Raw genomic sequence first — 14,888 nt, forward strand, 5'->3', positions numbered from 1 at the left:
GGGCAGGACGATGAGTGATCTGGAGACGCGGGTCAGCCCGTACGGCCACGCCGAGACGGTGCGACGGCTGGAGCGGGAGATAGGCGGCCGCGGTGCGACGATCTACGGGCGCGTCGATCATGCCGCCAACGCGGCGTCGGTGGGGCTCCAGATGCCGCCGACCGTCGTGCTGATCTTCGGCAACCCCCGCGGCGGAACCGCGATCATGCTGAGCGCCCCGGCGGCCGCCTACGACATGCCCGTGCGGGTCCTGGTGCGTGAGGCGGGACCTGAGGTGCTGGTCGAGTGGCGGCGGCCGGAACTGCTCGCCGCGGCCTTCGGCCTGGACGCGGAGACGGTCGCCCCGCTGCAGGTGCTCAAGGCGGTCGTGGAGGCGGCGATCGCGCCGTCGGCGCCCGCGACCTGAGGAAACTCGATCATCAACTGTTCCGGGATGTGACAGGTCCCGGATTTGCTGGAGCTCCGACCCGCTGTCAAGTGGATGGATCGGAGCAGGTTGAATACAGAGAGGCAGATAACCGGAGCGCCCGAAACGGTGAGATTGTGATGACCAGAATCTGGCCGCCGATCGTGACCGACGTGACCGACCACGAGAGCGCCGACGCGCGCCTCGGCTGACCGGCGTCGTGGACGAGACCCACCCGTTCAAGTCGCTCGACCTCGACCAGAGCGCCTTCACGGAACGAACCTTCTGCAGCTGGTACGAGACCGGCTGGAGGTCGGTTCTGCTGCGCCGCTTCGACGACCACCCCGTCGCCGACGACGTCTATCTCCCTCCCACCGACGACCAGCACCTCGTCCTCGTCACGGCGGGCGAGTCCACGATCGAGTCCTTCGGAGAGGGCGGCCGGCGTACGGCCAGATACGTCCCCGGCCAGATCGGGCTCACCCCACCGGGCGTGCCGACCCGGTTGCGATGGCGGTCTGAGTCCGCCCCGCGGACGCTCCACCTTCATCTGCCCGCCCGCCTGCTGACTCGGGCCGTGCGGGAGTTGTGGGGCACCGAGGAGAGCCCGTTGAGCCGGCCGGACGCGCTGGCGCTCTCCGATCCCGTCGTCGAGCAGATCATGCTGGCCCTGGACACCGCGGCGGCCAGGGGCATGGACGATCTCTACGCCGAATCCGCCGCCCACTTCCTCGCCGTCCACCTGCTTGCCCGGCACGGCGGGATGCCCGTGCCGCGGCTTTCCCGCCGAGAGGACACCCGGGTGCGCAGGGCCATCGAGATCATGCGGGACGGCCTGAACCAGTCGCTGACCCTCACCGACATCGCGAGCCAGGTCTGGCTGAGCACCTTCCACTTCGTCCGGGTCTTCAAGGCGGCGACGGGCGAGACGCCGCATCGCTACCTGACCCGGCTGCGTATCCAGGCGGCGTGCCGCCATCTGGAACGCGGAACCGGCTCGATCAGTGAGATCGCCCAGCTCTGCGGCTTCAGCAGCCCCTCACACCTGTCCGCGGCCTTCGCCCGGGAGATGGGGACCTCGCCCTCCGCCTATCGGCGCGACGTCCAGGAGCGGAACCACCAGGTCCACCTGCCCGACCACTGAAGGAGGGAGCCACGATGACCGCAATTGTTCGAGGGTCCGGCGGCAATCCTGCGAATGCGGCCGATGAAGGCGTCTGCCTAGCGTTGGGCACCATGGGGAGTGCTGAATCGACGATCGCGTCCGCCTGCCGTACCGAGACGACGTTCACGGCCAACGGCCGGCCCGTACGGGTGGAGCTGGACCCGCGTGAGTCGCTGCTCGACGTCCTGCGGGAACGGCTGGGGCTGACCGGGACCAAGAAGGGCTGCGACCACGGGCAGTGCGGAGCGTGCACCGTCCATCTGAACGGCCGCAGGATCGTGTCCTGCCTGACGCCGGCCGTGCAGGTGAACGGCCAGGCCGTGACGACGATCGAAGGGGTGGCCGACGCCGACGGGACGCTGCACCCGCTCCAGGAGGCGTTCATCGACAACGACGCGCTGCAGTGCGGGTACTGCACGCCCGGTCAGGTGATGTCCGGGCTCGCCTGCATCGCCGAGGGCCATGCCGGCAGCGACGACGAGATCCGCGAGTACCTCAGCGGCAACCTGTGCCGCTGCGGCGCGTACGCCGGGATCCTGGCCGCCGTCCGTGAGACGGCCCGCCGCCTGAACTCCCCGGTGAGCGAGGGCTGACCGATGAGGCCCTTCAGCTACGCGGTGCCCGCCACCCTCGCCGAGGCGGTCTCCGCCCTCGCCGCGTCCGAACCGGGCACGAAGATCCTCGCCGGCGGCACCACGCTCTACGACCTGATGAAGCTCGACATCGAGGCGCCCCCGGCGGTCGTCGACGTCCACCGACTCGCCGAGCTCGCCGCAATCGACACGACCCGCCCTGACGAGTTCTCCTTCGGCGCCGGCGCCAGGATGGCCGACGTCGCCGACGACCCGGTGGTGCGGCGCGACTTCCCCGTGCTGGCCGAGTCGCTCGCCAAGGCCGCCTCACAACAACTGCGCAACATGGCCACGGTCGGGGGCAACCTGCTTCAGCGCACCCGATGCGGCTACTTCCGCGGCGGGCCCGCGTTCCCCTGCAACAAACGGGAGCCGGGCAGCGGCTGCTCGGCGATCGGCGGCCTGGACCGGGGGCACGCCCTGTTCGGGGCAGGGGACGCCTGCGTCGCCACCTATCCGGGCGACTGGGCGGTCGCCCTGCTGGCGTTCGACGCCGAGATCGACGTCATCGGTCCCCGTGGTGTGCGCACGGTGGCGGTCGGGGACCTCCACGTCGAGCCGGGCGACGATCCGCAGAGGGAGCACACCCTCGCCGGCGACGAGCTCATCGTCCGCATCCGCGTCCCGGTCACTCCCTCCGGCCGGGGCTCCACGTATCACAAGATCCGCGACCGGGAGTCGTACGCCTTCGCGCTCGTCTCGGTCGCGGCGGGGGTGGCCTTCGACGACCGCGGGGTGGTCGAGGACTGCCGCATCGCTCTGGGCGGGGTCGCCACCCGGCCGTGGCGCTCCCCGGCCGCCGAGGCGGTCCTGATCGGCGAGCGGCTGACCGAGGCGACCGCCCGCCGGGCCGGCGAACAGGCGTTCGCCGGGGCGCGCCCGGGGACCGGCAACGCGTTCAAGATCGAGCTTGGCATCCGCGCGGTGGGCGACGCGCTGCGGATCGCCGGAGAGCGAGCAGGCCGATGAGCACTCCGACCCGGCGGGTGGACGCCCGCGAAAAGGTGACCGGCGCGGCGCGCTACGGCGCGGACCGGACGTCCCCGGACCTCGCCCACGCCGTGTTCGCCGTCTCCACCATCGGCAAGGGCCGTGTCGTGAACGTCGACACCGCCGCCGCGGAGGCCGTCCCCGGCGTGCTGACGGTGGTGACCCGCATCGACCCGGCCGAGCTGGGTTCGCCCGGCTTCCTCATGGGCGGGGGCTACGGCTTCCAGAGTCTGCAACCGCTGACCGACGACCGCATCGCCTATCGCGGCCAGCCCATCGCGCTGGTCGTGGCCGACACGCTCGTCGCCGCGACAGAGGCGGCGAACCTGGTCCGGGCCGACTACGAGCCCGAGCCGATCGCGACCGACCTCGACGACGAAGGCGCGGAGACCCTCGTGCAGGAGGAGGCCATCCCGCTTCCGTTCCTCGCCGACATCGTCGTGGGCGACGCCGACGCCGCCTTCGTGAAAAGCCCGGTGCGGATCGAGGCGTCCTTCGACCTTCCCCGGCAGCACCAGGTGCCGATGGAGCTGATCGGCGGCGTCGTGGAGTGGCGCGGCGACACGCTGGTGGTGCACGAGGGGACCCAGAACGCGGGCGCCCTGCGCGGCGGCCTGGCGAGACAGCTCGGCATGGATCTCGCGAAGATCGAGGTCATCGCCCCCTACACGGGAGGCGGGTTCGGCCAGAAGAACTCCCTTCAGCCCCATGTGGGACCGCTCGCGCTGGCCGCGCGCAGGCTCGGCCGGCCGATCAAGTTCGTCATGCCCCGGACGCAGACGTTCCACCAGGCCAGCTTCCGCCCGGCGAGCCGCCACCGGGTACGGCTCGGCGCCGACGAGACCGGCCGCATGCTGGCCGCGGTCCACGAGGTCGACCAGCAGACCTCCCGGCACGACCTGTTCCCCAGCATGTCGACGGAGATCACCAGCCGTCTCTACGGGATCGGCGATTTCCGCGGCCGTCAGCGGCTGGTCCGCACCGACGTGCAGACCCCCGGCTTCATGCGCGCGCCGTTCGAGCACCCCGCCGCTTTCGCGTTCGAGTCGGCCGTCGACGAGCTCGCCTACGCCGTGGGGCAGGATCCCGTCTCTCTGCGCCTGGCCAACGACACCGACGTCGACCCGGTCACCGGGCAGCCGTTCTCGTCCCGCCACCTCGCCGAGTGCCTGCGGCGCGGAGCCGACATGTTCGGCTGGGCCGGCCGTACGCACGAGCCCCGCTCGATGCGTGCGGCGGACGGATCGCGGATCGGCTGGGGGGTCGCGGCCGGCGTCTACCCCGCGTCGCTCGCACCGGCCGTCGCCCGCGTGACCGCCACCTCGGAAGGAAAGGTCACCGTCGGGGTGGACGGCCACGAGATGGGCCAGGGCATCCGCACCGCGATCACCCTGCTGATCTCCGAGGACCTGTCCATCGAGGTCGGCGACGTGACCGTGTACGTCGGCGACACCCGGGTCGCGCCGCAACATCTCACCGCCGGCTCGTGGGGCACGGCCACGGCGTTGCAGGCCGTCCACGCCGCACTTCGTGAGCTGCGCAAACACCTCAACGTGGCGGACAGCGATCCCGTCGACCTGGGGGCGGCGGTCGCCGCGACAGGACAGACGAGCGTCGAGGTGGAGGCGACCACCATCGCGCCCGGCCAGCCACCCGAGATCATCGAGCACTCACGCGCGGGACTGGTCTCCTTCGCGGGGCCCGTCTACCCCGGCTTCGTCGCGTTCAGTTTCATCGCGCACTTCGTCGAGGTGCGGATCGAGCCGACCACGCGGCGCATCCGGGTGCCGCGCGTGGTCAGCGTGGCCGACTGCGGCAGGGTCGCCAGCCCGGTGACCGCCGCAAGCCAGCTGCGTGGCGCCGTGGTCTGGGGGATCGGGGCGTCGTTGCGGGAGGAGAGCGAGGTCGACCCCCGATTCGGCGGGTTCGCCAACGCGACCCTGGAGGAGTACCCGATCCCGGTCAACGCCGACATCGGCGAGATCGAGGTCGGTTTCGTCGACGAGCCCGACCCGATGCTCAACCCGGTCGGCGTCAAGGGACTCGGCGAGGTGGCCATGGTGGGTGTGGCCGCCGCCATCGCCAACGCCGTGTTCCACGCCACAGGCCGCCGACAGCGACGACTGCCGATCCGCATCGAAGACGTGCTCTGAGGGCTCGCACTGAGCGATTCCGATCAATGTCGTGGTAGGCATGGCACATGTCACCGCCCGCCCCTCTGCGTGCCGACGACCCCCGGCGCCTCGGTGTCTATCGTCTGGCAGGGCGCATCGGCCAGGGGGGCCAGGGAGTGGTGTTCCTCGGCACCGCTCCCGGCGGCGGCCACGTCGCGGTGAAGCGCATGCACCAGGAGTTGGACGACGAGAAGGCCAGGCGACGGTTCATCGCCGAGGTGGATGCGGTGCGGAGGGTCGCACCCTTCTGCACGGCGCAGGTGCTCGACGCCGACCTCGACGGAGAGCGCCCCTACATCGTCAGCGAGTACATCGACGGGCCCTCCCTCCGCGAGGACATCACGACCTCCGGCCCCCGCACCGGAGGATCGCTCGATCGGATCGCCGTGGCCATGGCCACCGCGCTCGCGGCCATCCATCGGGCCGGCGTGGTGCACCGGGACTTCAAGCCGGGCAACGTCCTGCTCGGCCCCGACGGCCCGCGCGTGATCGACTTCGGCGTCTCCCGGATTCTGGACGCGACGGAGACCGCGACGATCACTCCGGTCGGCACGCCCGCGTACATCTCTCCCGAGCAGCTCAGGGGAGAAAAGGTGAGTCCGGCGGCCGACATGTTCGCCTGGGCTCTCACCGTCGCCTACACCGCGAGCGGGCGGCACGCCTACGGCGCGGAATCCTTCGAGGCGATCCTCGGCAGGATCCTGTTCGGCACGGCCGACCTCGGGCCTCTCAGCGGCCGGTTACGCGACATCGTCGTCACCTGCCTCGCGGCGGACCCCGCCGAGCGGCCGACCGCTGACCAGGTGCTGCGTCACCTCATCGGCCCTGACGAGTTCGGCCTCCCCGGCGCGACACCCGGCACCGTGCTCGAGGCGGGAGCGCTCCTGGCCGGCGACACCCGCCCGACCTCCTCGGCGAACGAGGCGGAGGAGAGCGTCTCCGCGGACGCCGTCACCGACCCCCAGGCGGCACCGGGCGCCGAGGAGGTCGTCTCCGTGCCCGACCGGGACGGAATCGAGCACACCCGTCCAGGCCCCGTCTCAGGGTGGTTCCTGCGAAAGCCCGCCCTCGTGACGGTGGCCGCCGTACTCGTTGCCGGTGTCGTCGGGGCGGCGTTGTGGTGGACCGGTCACGTCCCCGCGGGCACGATCGCCTCGCCGTCCCCGTCCTCAGTGCCTGTGTCCTCCTCCACTGCGCCCGCCACGCCGACCGCCACCCCTTCGCCGCCGGGAGCGTTCTCGTACGTGGGCCGCTGGACCGGAAGCGCCGAGTACTCCACGAGAGACCTGGTCTTCTCCGTGGAACTCGTCCTGGCCGCGGACTCGGCCGAGTCCGGCTCCATGAGGTGGGGGGAGAACCTTCAGTGCTCGGGGCGGTTGAGCCGGATCCGTGAGACGGCCGTCACCCTCACCATGCGGCTCGGCAAGGTCACCGGCCCCAGCGGGTGCTACCCGGGCACGCTCGCGCTCACTCCGCAGGGCAGCGACACCATGGCCTTCCAGGTCACCCGCACAGGAGAGGATCGGCCCCGGTATTCCGGCCTCGCCGTCCTGACCCCCTGACCCACCCCCCGGCGTGATCATGCACGGGTTCGGCCGCGCATGGTCTGACGTGCCCGAACCCTTGGCGTGATCATGCACGGATTCGGAGACGTACGGCCTGATCAGGTGTGATGCGGTTCGCGATCATGCATAAGGCCCTTGCCTGCATGATCACGGATGGTGAAGAACCAGTTCGGGTGGGTCTTCGCAGAATCTGTGCATGATCACAAACTATGTTCCCGCTGGTCGCGGGACACCTCACCGAGTCTGTGCATGATCACCCCAAGGGGGTCATGATCACCCCAAGGGGGGTCATGACTCGGCTGGTTCGCTCGCGCGTCCGGCGAGGGCGGCCACGCGGCCGGGGACGCCCGCGTATCGCCCGCGCATTCCTTCACCGGCACCCGGACCCGCGGCGAACCGCACCCCGGACGCCGTGATGGGCTCACCGGTCTTCCGGTCGACCAGGACCGGATCGATCTCGCGCCCGGTCTCGGAGTCGACCACGATCACCGGCCGTTCGCCGTCGGCCCGCAGTTCGTCGCCCCAGGTGCTCAGCGCGAGCAGTACCGGCAGGAATCGCCGCCCGCGCTCGGTGAGCACGTACTCGTACCGAACGGGACGCTGCTGGTACGGCCTGCGGGACAGGACGCCGGCCGCCACAAGTGCCTTGAGTCGGCGGGTCAGCATGTTGGGCGCGATGCCCAGGCTGCGCTCGAACTCGTCGAAGCGGCTGTAGCCGTCGAAGGCGTCACGCAGGATGAGCATGCTCCACCAGTCGCCGACCTGGTCCAGGCTCGCGGCCATGGGGCACTCGGCCCCCGAGAAGCTGGTGCGCTGCATCAGATCACGCTACCGGCACGGCGGGCCGGTCGAACCGGCCGCGGTCGCCGCCGAGCATGACGTCGAGCATGCCCTCGTTGACCTCGTGCGGAACGCCCGCGGGAACGGCGCTGACCCGGTCGAGCAGGGAGTACTGCGCCTCGGACAGGCCGACCTCCAGTGCGCCGAGGTAGTCCTCGAGCTGCTTCACGCTCCGCGGTCCGATGATCGGCACGTACGCGGTGGTGGAGCGGCGGCCACGTTCGAGCAGCCAGGCCACCGACACCTGTGAGGGCGAGGCGCCGGTCTCCTCCGCGATCGCCAGGACGGCGTCGATGACGGCGGTCTTCTGAGTGCTGTCCTCGCTGTGGACGAGCCGGCCCCAGTCGCTCAGCCGGCCCTCCGCGCTCACGCGGTACTTGCCGGTCAGGAGGCCGCCGCCGAGCGGAGACCACTGCGCGACCCCCAGCCCGAGCGCGTCGGCCATGGGCAGCAGTTCACGCTCCGGGGTCCGCTCGACCAGGCTGTATTCCACCTGGATTCCGGCGACCGGGGCCCATCCGCGCAGGTCGGCGATCGCCGCGGCGTGGGACACCCGCCAGGCGGGGAAGTTCGAAAGGCCGAAGTGCAGGATCTTCCCGGTGCGGACCAGGTCGTCGAGCCCGCGCAGGATCTCCTCGATCGGCGTCACCGAGTCGGGGAAGTGCACCCAGTAGAGGTCGAGGTAGTCGGTCCCCAGCCGCCGGAGGCTGGCCTCCACCGACCGGAACATGTTCTTGCGGCTGTTGCCCGTGAGGGAGACGCCGCCTGAGGTGCCCGTGCCCGAGGTGTACTTCGAGGCGAGGACGAAGCTCTCCCGGTCTGCGGCGAGGAACTCGCCCAGCAGCCTCTCCGACTCGCCGAGCTGGTAGCCGTCCGCCGTGTCGATCAACGTGCCGCCCGCCTCGGCGAACTTCTCGAAGATCGCCTTCGCGTCGTCTCGCCCGGCCCCGGTGCCCCAGCCGGTGCCGAAGTTGCCGGTCCCCAGTCCGTACGTCGAGACGCGCAGGCCCGTGCCGCGGCCGAATGTGGTGTACCTCATCGCGAACCTCCTGCGCATGACTTTCATCATGCAAGCTAACTTACTTGCATCATAAAAGCAACAAGGTGCACGGGCAGGCCCGTCAGACGGCCTGGTCGTCGGCGGGGCGTTCCTGCAGAACCCAGCCGTTGCCGTCCGGGTCGCTGAAGAACACGAAGGAGTTCCACCGGCCGCCGGGCCCGTCGGCGAGGGCGCCGTCCGGCCCGAAGTGCTGCACCGGGCTGACCACGACGCCGCGCTCGGTCAGGTGGGCCCGGGCCGCCTCGATGTCGGGAACGACGATCTGAACCCCCTGCACAGAACCCGGCGGCATGCCCGAGCTCGCGCCCAGGACGATCGAGCACGCGGAACCGGGCGGGGTCAGCTGGACGAAACGTGTTCCAGGCCCGGCCTGGGTGTCGTGGTCGACGGCGAAGCCGACCTGCTCGCCGTAGAAGCTCTTCGCCCGGTCGATGTCCGACACGGGGATGGGGACGACTTCGAGTTTCCAGTCCATGCGGTGGCGCATCCTCTCGCGAGGCCCGGATCGTGTGGTCGTCTCACCGTTTCATCGATTCGGGCTCGCGGACGGACATCGGCGAATCTCTTCCTCACGCCCACGTGACGCGGAGGGTCGTGGTCACGTCGAGCGGCGACCGTCCGTCCTGCGCGGCGAGGATGCCCGCGCCCTCCGGCGTACGGGCGTAGCGCGCCCGGCCGGCGCTGACCCACCGTGACCAGGCCTCGGCGAACAGGTCGGCGGACTTCCTGCTGCCCGCGAGCATGCTCGGGACCGCGTGGTGCACCACCGCGTTCGGCGCGGGGCGACCGGCCAGCCAGCGTGCGCCACGCCAGGTGGCGGACAGGAACGTGCGCGGCGGAGGGCTCACGATGTATCGGGGGACGAGGTAGCGCGGATCGGCCGGAGGCGACAGGACCTCGTCCAGCGCGACCACGAAGGCGCTGGAGGCGGCCGGGGGCACTCCCTCCAGGTCGACGCGGTACCTGCCCGTCTCGTCGACCTCCACGGTCACCGCCTCCGCGCCGAGCGGCGTGACCCCCGTCTCGCGCAGCGCGTCGGCGGTGGCGCAGGCGATCGCGCGCAGGTCCACGTCGGCGTCCGCGGCGCGGGAGAGCAGGCGTCCCGCGCCGGCGGCCGACACGAGCCCGTGGACCGCCAGGCCTCCCGCCGCCAGGGTCAGGACGGTCAGGAACGGCGACACCTGCGGGAGGGTGAGGGCGCCCAGCAGTGCGGCGGCGACGCCCGTCACCGGCCGCGGCCTGCCCGGACGGGGGACGCCCGGCCGCAACGAGAGCCCGTGTGCGGCGGGTACGAGGTCGGGGACGGCGACGGCCGTGCCGCCATCGCTCGCGAGCCGCCGTCCTTCCCGACGCGTCACACGCAGGGTGTGGACGAGCCGGTCGGCGTAGGGCGTGCCCACCCGCCACGTCCGGCGGGTCCGGTCGCGGTCCGCGCCCCGCTGGAGCATCACCGCGTTGAGGCGGGGGAACCCGGCGGATTCCGGCGGTGCGTGGGGCGAGAGCTCGGGATGCACGTGGGCGACTCCGGCCATGATCTCGCCCGCGTCGGTGATGCCGAAGTAGCCGTCGTGCTTGTGGACGAAACGCGTCCAGTCGGCCGCGCCCTTGGGATGCCCGTCCGCGACGCAGACGACCGACCAGATGTTGGCGACCTTCTCGGGCCACTCCGGGTCGATCCGCAGGGCCCGGCCGCGTGTCTGCACGACGGCGGTGGCGGTCGTGGCCTCGGTGAGGTCGACGAGCGTGTTCACCCCGCGGGCGTCCCAGCCTTCGCCGAGCAGCGCGCGTGTCCCGATGAGGGTACGGCTGCCGCCCTGGGCGAAGAACCGGGTGACCAGCCCGACCCACTGGCGGCCGGTCCAGGATCCGCTCACCTCGACCGCACCCGTCACGTCGGCCTCGATGGGGTCGAGCCGTACGCCGGGAGCGTGAGCCGTGCAGAACTCCACGAGCGCGCGGGCGGTCGGCGCGGCGGCGGCGACCGTGCTCCCGGTCAGGAGCACGGGGTCGAGGACGGCGGTGCGCTCGTCGGCCACGAGCTCCTCCAGCACGAGCCTGGCCGATCCCGCCTGTTCGTCGAGGACGCCCGCCAGCCGGGCCGGCGGTGTGGCGGTGGCGCGTTCGTAGTCGCACAGGACGACCGCGCGCAGCCGTTCCCCGAGACTCGCGTGTTCGGCGGCGAGGATCTCCCGGACGCCCTGGGTCTTCGCCTCGCTGCGGGCGAGCACCCGGTCGACGGGGGAGCGGCCGCCGCGGATCCCGTTGCCGCCGAGCTGGTAGCCGACGGACGGGAGAGCGGCGCGGATCGCCGCGAGCGCGTCGGCGTCGGCCCTGCTCGAACTGCGCCGCAGGCACCGTGTCACGTAGTCGCCGAGCAGGACGACCCAGTCGTCCGCGGTCGGCGGATGGCGGTGTTCCTCGCGGATCCGGGCACCTTCGGGGCGGGCGAGCAGCCCGCCGAAGTGGAAGCGGAGCCCGGCGGCCGCGATCTCCGGCCGGTCCCGTTCGAAACGGTGCCAGGGCAGGATCGTGCCGTTGAGGTCGCGGCGCACGATCCGCTCGTCCAGCCAGCCGAGGAACGGACTGTCGGTGAACGCCGGATCGAGCAGGTCGGTCGTCAGTTCGGCGAACCGCTCCGCCTCGGCGGCCAGCCACTGCGACTCCGCGGCGGTCGGGGTGACCAGCCAGGCCAGCTCGGCGAACGGTGCGAGATGCCCTTCGCGGACGACCGCGGGTATGGAGGGGCCGACGACGGGTGGGCCGAACAGCTTCCGCACGAGTTCCGCCTCGGCGGCGGTCAGGCGGTCCGGCGGTGTGGCGGTGAGACCGATCACCGTCGCCTCGGGAAGCCGGTCGAGGAGCTCGGCGACCAGCTCGCCCCAGGTGTCGAGGAGGTGGTGGCACTCGTCGAGCAGCAGCGTCACCGGTCCGGTGCCGCGTAACGCCTCCACCAGCATGCGGCCCCGCGGGCGCAGCCTGTCGAGGTGACGCCGCCGCCCGTGCCCGTCCTCGTCGACCTCGGCGTCCGGGTCGAACGTGGCGAGGGCCTGGTAGGTCAGCACGGTGACGGGCGTGGGCATGTCCCGGTCGTCCGTCGCGCGAACGGGAGAGGGAGTGAAACGCGACCACTCGGCCATCCACTGCCCCTGGATGGCGGTGTTCGGGCCGAAGGCCACGATCGGCCGCCCGAGCCGACGGGCCGCCTCCAGGCCCACGAGCGTCTTGCCCGTTCCCGGGGGAAGGACGACCCATGCCCGGCGCCGGCCCGTCTCGAAGGCCTCGGCCAGCCGGTCGAGAGCGGCGAGCTGGTGACGGCGGAGGGGATGCGGCGGCCGGGTGTCGGCGAGGTCCGCTGGCCCGTTCACGGACGAATCGTACGCGTGGGGCGGCCGCGTGGCGGTTCAAGCTCCGCGTTACCTGCTGACCTGCTGTGAGGAAAAGGAACGACAGATGAGAAGTTCGTGAACAAGGCGCCTTATAAACCTCATTACGACTTCTGCGGTAGTTCGCGTGACTAGCCTATTTTTGCCCTTTTCAGGTGATACGTAAGGTGAGATCAGTGCACGTCAGGCGGGCGAGCGCGGTGATCGCATCGTCGCTCTTCCTTGTGGCCGGATGTTCCGATTCCGGTGTCAAAGCGGCCGCCCCCTCCACGCCGGCGGCCGGCTCCCCCATTCAGATCTCGACGAGCCACTGTGGCCAGGGATGGACGCATCCCGCCGCGGGCCGGCAGACGTTGACGATGACCAACACCGGCACCGTGGCCGCGGACGCCTACGTCATCGACGTGCCGGGCGGCGCCGTCTACGGCGAGATCGAAGGACTCGCGCCCGGCGTCACGAGATCTCTGCCGATCATGCTCGGCCAGGGCACCTACGCGATCAGGTGCCAGCCTGAGGACGGCGACCCGCTCGTCGGCCCGTCCGTCCGCATCGGCGGAACGGACGCCTCCGGTCCCGCCGCCGTCCCGGTCACCTACAACGATCTGTACGGTCCGACGAAGCAGTACCAGGAGTACGTCGCCGGGGGCGTGAAGACGCTGCTCGCCAAGACCAGGACGCTGACCTCCGCGGTCGACCGTGGTGACCCCAAGGCCGCGAAGAGGGCATGGCTGCCCGCCCACCTCGCCTACGAGAAGCTGGGCGCGGCCTACGACACCTTCGGCGACTTCGGCGACGCGATCGACGGCCTTCCCGTCGGCCTGCCGAAGGGCGTGCACGATCCCGGCTTCGCCGGCTTCCACCGGGTGGAGTACGGCCTGTGGCACGGCGAGTCCATGTCCTCCTTGCGCAAGCCCGCCGACCAACTGCTCAAGGACGTCAAGGGGCTCAAGGCCGACCTCCCCAACGAGGACATGGAGCCCGGCGACCTCCCGCTGCGCGCGCACGAGATCATGGAGAACACCCTCCAGTTCGAGCTCACCGAGAAGGCCGACCAGGGCAGCGGCACGTCGCTGGCCACCGCGTCGGCGAACCTCGAGGGCACCCGCGAGGCCGTCGACCTGCTGCGGCCGCTGCTCCAGTCGCGCTACACCGGGCTGAAGCAGATGGACGCGCAGCTCGACCGGGTCCAGAGGCTGCTCGACGCACAAAAGCACGGCGACTCGTGGACGCCCGTCGCGAGCCTCGACCCGTCGGCCCGTGAGTCCATCGACGGCGCGGTGGGCGAACTGCTCGAGCGCCTGGCCCCCATCGCCACCATCTGCTATCCGAGGCGGACCTCATGAGCGGCTACGACCGCAGAACCTTCCTTCGCGGCGCTCTCGCGACCGGGATCGCCGGCACCGTGGCCGGAGCGACCGTGGACAGGGCGTCGGCGGACTCCTCTCCGGCTTCGGCGGCCGGTGCGCCGCCGATCCCTCCGTTCCACGGCCTCCACCAGGCCGCAGTCCTCAGCGCCCCAAGGCGGCGGACGATCGTCGCCGCCTTCGACGTGGTCACGGAGGGACGCGGGGAGCTCGCCGACCTGTTCCACACCATGACCGACCGGGCGCGCCTGCTCACCACCGGGGGAGCCACTCCGCAGGTGGGCATCACCGCGCCGCCGGCCGACTCCGGCATCCTCGGTCCGGACGTGCCGGGCGGGGATCTGATGGTGACGCTGGGCGTCGGCGCGTCGTTGTTCGACGACCGGTACGGCCTGGCCGCGCTCAAGCCGGCCGGGCTGACGACGATGCCGATGTTCCCCAACGACGACCTCGACCCCGCCTGGTGCCACGGCGACCTGGTCCTGCAGCTCGAGGCGGACGACGACGACACGGTGCTGCACGCGCTGCGTGACATCGCCCGCCACACGCGCGGCGCCATGCAGGTCCGCTGGCGCATGAACGGCTTCACCAGCCCGCCCAGGCCGACCGGCACGCAGCGCAACCTCCTGGGCTTCAAGGACGGCATCGCCAACCCCGCGACCAAGAACGCCGCCGAGATGGACGGACTCGTCTGGGTGAACGGCAAGGCGCCGGAACCCGCGTGGACGGCCGGCGGCAGCTACTTCGTCGTCCGGCTCATCCGGATGCTCGTGGAGTTCTGGGACCGCGTCGGGATCGACGAGCAGGAGGAGATGTTCGGCAGGTCCAAGGACACCGGCGCCCCGTTGGACGGCGCGCGGGAACAGGACGTCCCGCAGTACCACCTGGACCCTGAGGGCACCGTCATCCCACTCACGAGCCACATCCGGCGGGCCAACCCGCGGACGGCCGAGACCGACGCCGGCCGGATCCTGCGGCGGGGCTTCAACTACGACAAGGGCATGGACTCCGTCGGCGACCTCGACGTGGGCCTGATCTTCACCTGCTACCAGCAGGACCTGCGGCGTCAGTTCGAGGCCACCCAGAAACGCCTGGAGGACGAGCCGCTCGTCGACTACATCTCGCCGTTCGGCGGGGGCTATTTCTTCGCCCTCCCCGGCGTACAGGATGCTTCCAGGTCATTTGGAGGTTTTATAGAGGTTTGACGGTTTTCAGGTGGTGTTTAGATGGATGTCACTTTTCTGCGGGATAAGCGTCGACCGCCTCCGATGACATTTCCTGGGCACCATGGGGGCGTTGTGCCTCGGGT

Annotated in this window: 12 protein-coding genes; 8 read left to right on the forward strand and 4 right to left on the reverse strand. The window is 71.0% G+C overall.

Annotated elements, in window-relative coordinates:
- Positions 1 to 10: 10 nt before the first annotated feature.
- The 6 genes from Pka01_RS30925 to Pka01_RS30950 all read left to right on the forward strand — a co-directional run bounded on the left by Pka01_RS30925 (position 11) and on the right by Pka01_RS30950 (position 6,929).
- Positions 11 to 406: a DUF302 domain-containing protein gene (locus Pka01_RS30925; protein WP_203886466.1), complete on the forward strand. Its 396-nt coding sequence runs from the start codon at positions 11 to 13 to the stop codon at positions 404 to 406.
- Between the two features lie 220 nt (positions 407 to 626).
- Positions 627 to 1,550 (forward strand): AraC family transcriptional regulator, encoded by a 924-nt coding sequence (locus Pka01_RS30930; RefSeq protein ID WP_203886467.1) that lies wholly within the window; start codon positions 627 to 629, stop codon positions 1,548 to 1,550.
- 92 nt (positions 1,551 to 1,642) lie between these two features.
- The gene (locus Pka01_RS30935; RefSeq protein ID WP_203886468.1) at positions 1,643 to 2,164 is read left to right on the forward strand and encodes a (2Fe-2S)-binding protein; all 522 of its coding nucleotides are present in this window, start codon (positions 1,643 to 1,645) and stop codon (positions 2,162 to 2,164) included.
- Between the two features lie 3 nt (positions 2,165 to 2,167).
- Positions 2,168 to 3,172 (forward strand): FAD binding domain-containing protein, encoded by a 1,005-nt coding sequence (locus tag Pka01_RS30940; protein ID WP_203886469.1) that lies wholly within the window; start codon positions 2,168 to 2,170, stop codon positions 3,170 to 3,172.
- Positions 3,169 to 5,346 (forward strand): xanthine dehydrogenase family protein molybdopterin-binding subunit, encoded by a 2,178-nt coding sequence (locus Pka01_RS30945; RefSeq protein WP_203886470.1) that lies wholly within the window; start codon positions 3,169 to 3,171, stop codon positions 5,344 to 5,346. The genes Pka01_RS30940 and Pka01_RS30945 overlap by 4 nt, the downstream gene beginning before the upstream one ends.
- 47 nt (positions 5,347 to 5,393) lie before the next feature.
- Positions 5,394 to 6,929 carry a serine/threonine-protein kinase gene (locus tag Pka01_RS30950; RefSeq protein WP_203886471.1) on the forward strand — a complete coding sequence of 512 codons (1,536 nt, stop codon included), beginning with the start codon at positions 5,394 to 5,396 and terminating at the stop codon, positions 6,927 to 6,929.
- Between the two features lie 291 nt (positions 6,930 to 7,220).
- On the opposite strand, the gene Pka01_RS30955 is transcribed toward Pka01_RS30950, so the two are convergent.
- The 4 genes from Pka01_RS30955 to Pka01_RS30970 all read right to left on the reverse strand — a co-directional run bounded on the left by Pka01_RS30955 (position 7,221) and on the right by Pka01_RS30970 (position 12,197).
- On the reverse strand, positions 7,221 to 7,751 hold the full coding sequence (locus Pka01_RS30955) for a winged helix-turn-helix transcriptional regulator (RefSeq protein WP_203886472.1): 531 nt from the start codon (positions 7,749 to 7,751) through the stop codon (positions 7,221 to 7,223).
- Positions 7,752 to 7,755: 4 nt separating this feature from the next.
- Positions 7,756 to 8,811, reverse strand: a complete 1,056-nt coding sequence (locus Pka01_RS30960) for an aldo/keto reductase (RefSeq protein ID WP_203886473.1) — start codon at positions 8,809 to 8,811, stop codon at positions 7,756 to 7,758.
- 82 nt (positions 8,812 to 8,893) lie between these two features.
- Positions 8,894 to 9,307 (reverse strand): VOC family protein, encoded by a 414-nt coding sequence (locus Pka01_RS30965; protein WP_203886474.1) that lies wholly within the window; start codon positions 9,305 to 9,307, stop codon positions 8,894 to 8,896.
- A 94-nt stretch (positions 9,308 to 9,401) separates the two neighbouring features.
- Complete coding sequence (locus Pka01_RS30970; RefSeq protein ID WP_203886475.1) at positions 9,402 to 12,197, reverse strand: DEAD/DEAH box helicase family protein; 2,796 nt, start codon at positions 12,195 to 12,197, stop codon at positions 9,402 to 9,404.
- A 194-nt stretch (positions 12,198 to 12,391) separates the two neighbouring features.
- On the opposite strand from Pka01_RS30970, the gene Pka01_RS30975 reads away from it, so the two are divergent.
- Positions 12,392 to 13,558 (forward strand): EfeM/EfeO family lipoprotein, encoded by a 1,167-nt coding sequence (locus Pka01_RS30975; RefSeq protein WP_203886476.1) that lies wholly within the window; start codon positions 12,392 to 12,394, stop codon positions 13,556 to 13,558.
- The gene (locus Pka01_RS30980; protein ID WP_203886477.1) at positions 13,555 to 14,784 is read left to right on the forward strand and encodes a Dyp-type peroxidase; all 1,230 of its coding nucleotides are present in this window, start codon (positions 13,555 to 13,557) and stop codon (positions 14,782 to 14,784) included. Before Pka01_RS30975 ends, Pka01_RS30980 begins: the two co-directional genes overlap by 4 nt.
- Positions 14,785 to 14,888 lie beyond the last annotated feature (104 nt).

Source organism: Planotetraspora kaengkrachanensis (genome assembly GCF_016862895.1).
Taxonomy (GTDB): Bacteria; Actinomycetota; Actinomycetes; order Streptosporangiales; family Streptosporangiaceae; genus Planotetraspora; species Planotetraspora kaengkrachanensis.

Coding starts and splice junctions, on each gene's coding strand:
- Pka01_RS30925 (WP_203886466.1), top strand. CDS start 11: ATGAGTGATCTGGAGACGCGGGTCAGCCCGTACGGCCACGCCGAGACG.
- Pka01_RS30935 (WP_203886468.1), top strand. CDS start 1,643: ATGGGGAGTGCTGAATCGACGATCGCGTCCGCCTGCCGTACCGAGACG.
- Pka01_RS30940 (WP_203886469.1), top strand. CDS start 2,168: ATGAGGCCCTTCAGCTACGCGGTGCCCGCCACCCTCGCCGAGGCGGTC.
- Pka01_RS30945 (WP_203886470.1), top strand. CDS start 3,169: ATGAGCACTCCGACCCGGCGGGTGGACGCCCGCGAAAAGGTGACCGGC.
- Pka01_RS30950 (WP_203886471.1), top strand. CDS start 5,394: ATGTCACCGCCCGCCCCTCTGCGTGCCGACGACCCCCGGCGCCTCGGT.
- Pka01_RS30955 (WP_203886472.1), bottom strand. CDS start 7,751: ATGCAGCGCACCAGCTTCTCGGGGGCCGAGTGCCCCATGGCCGCGAGC.
- Pka01_RS30960 (WP_203886473.1), bottom strand. CDS start 8,811: ATGAGGTACACCACATTCGGCCGCGGCACGGGCCTGCGCGTCTCGACG.
- Pka01_RS30965 (WP_203886474.1), bottom strand. CDS start 9,307: ATGGACTGGAAACTCGAAGTCGTCCCCATCCCCGTGTCGGACATCGAC.
- Pka01_RS30980 (WP_203886477.1), top strand. CDS start 13,555: ATGAGCGGCTACGACCGCAGAACCTTCCTTCGCGGCGCTCTCGCGACC.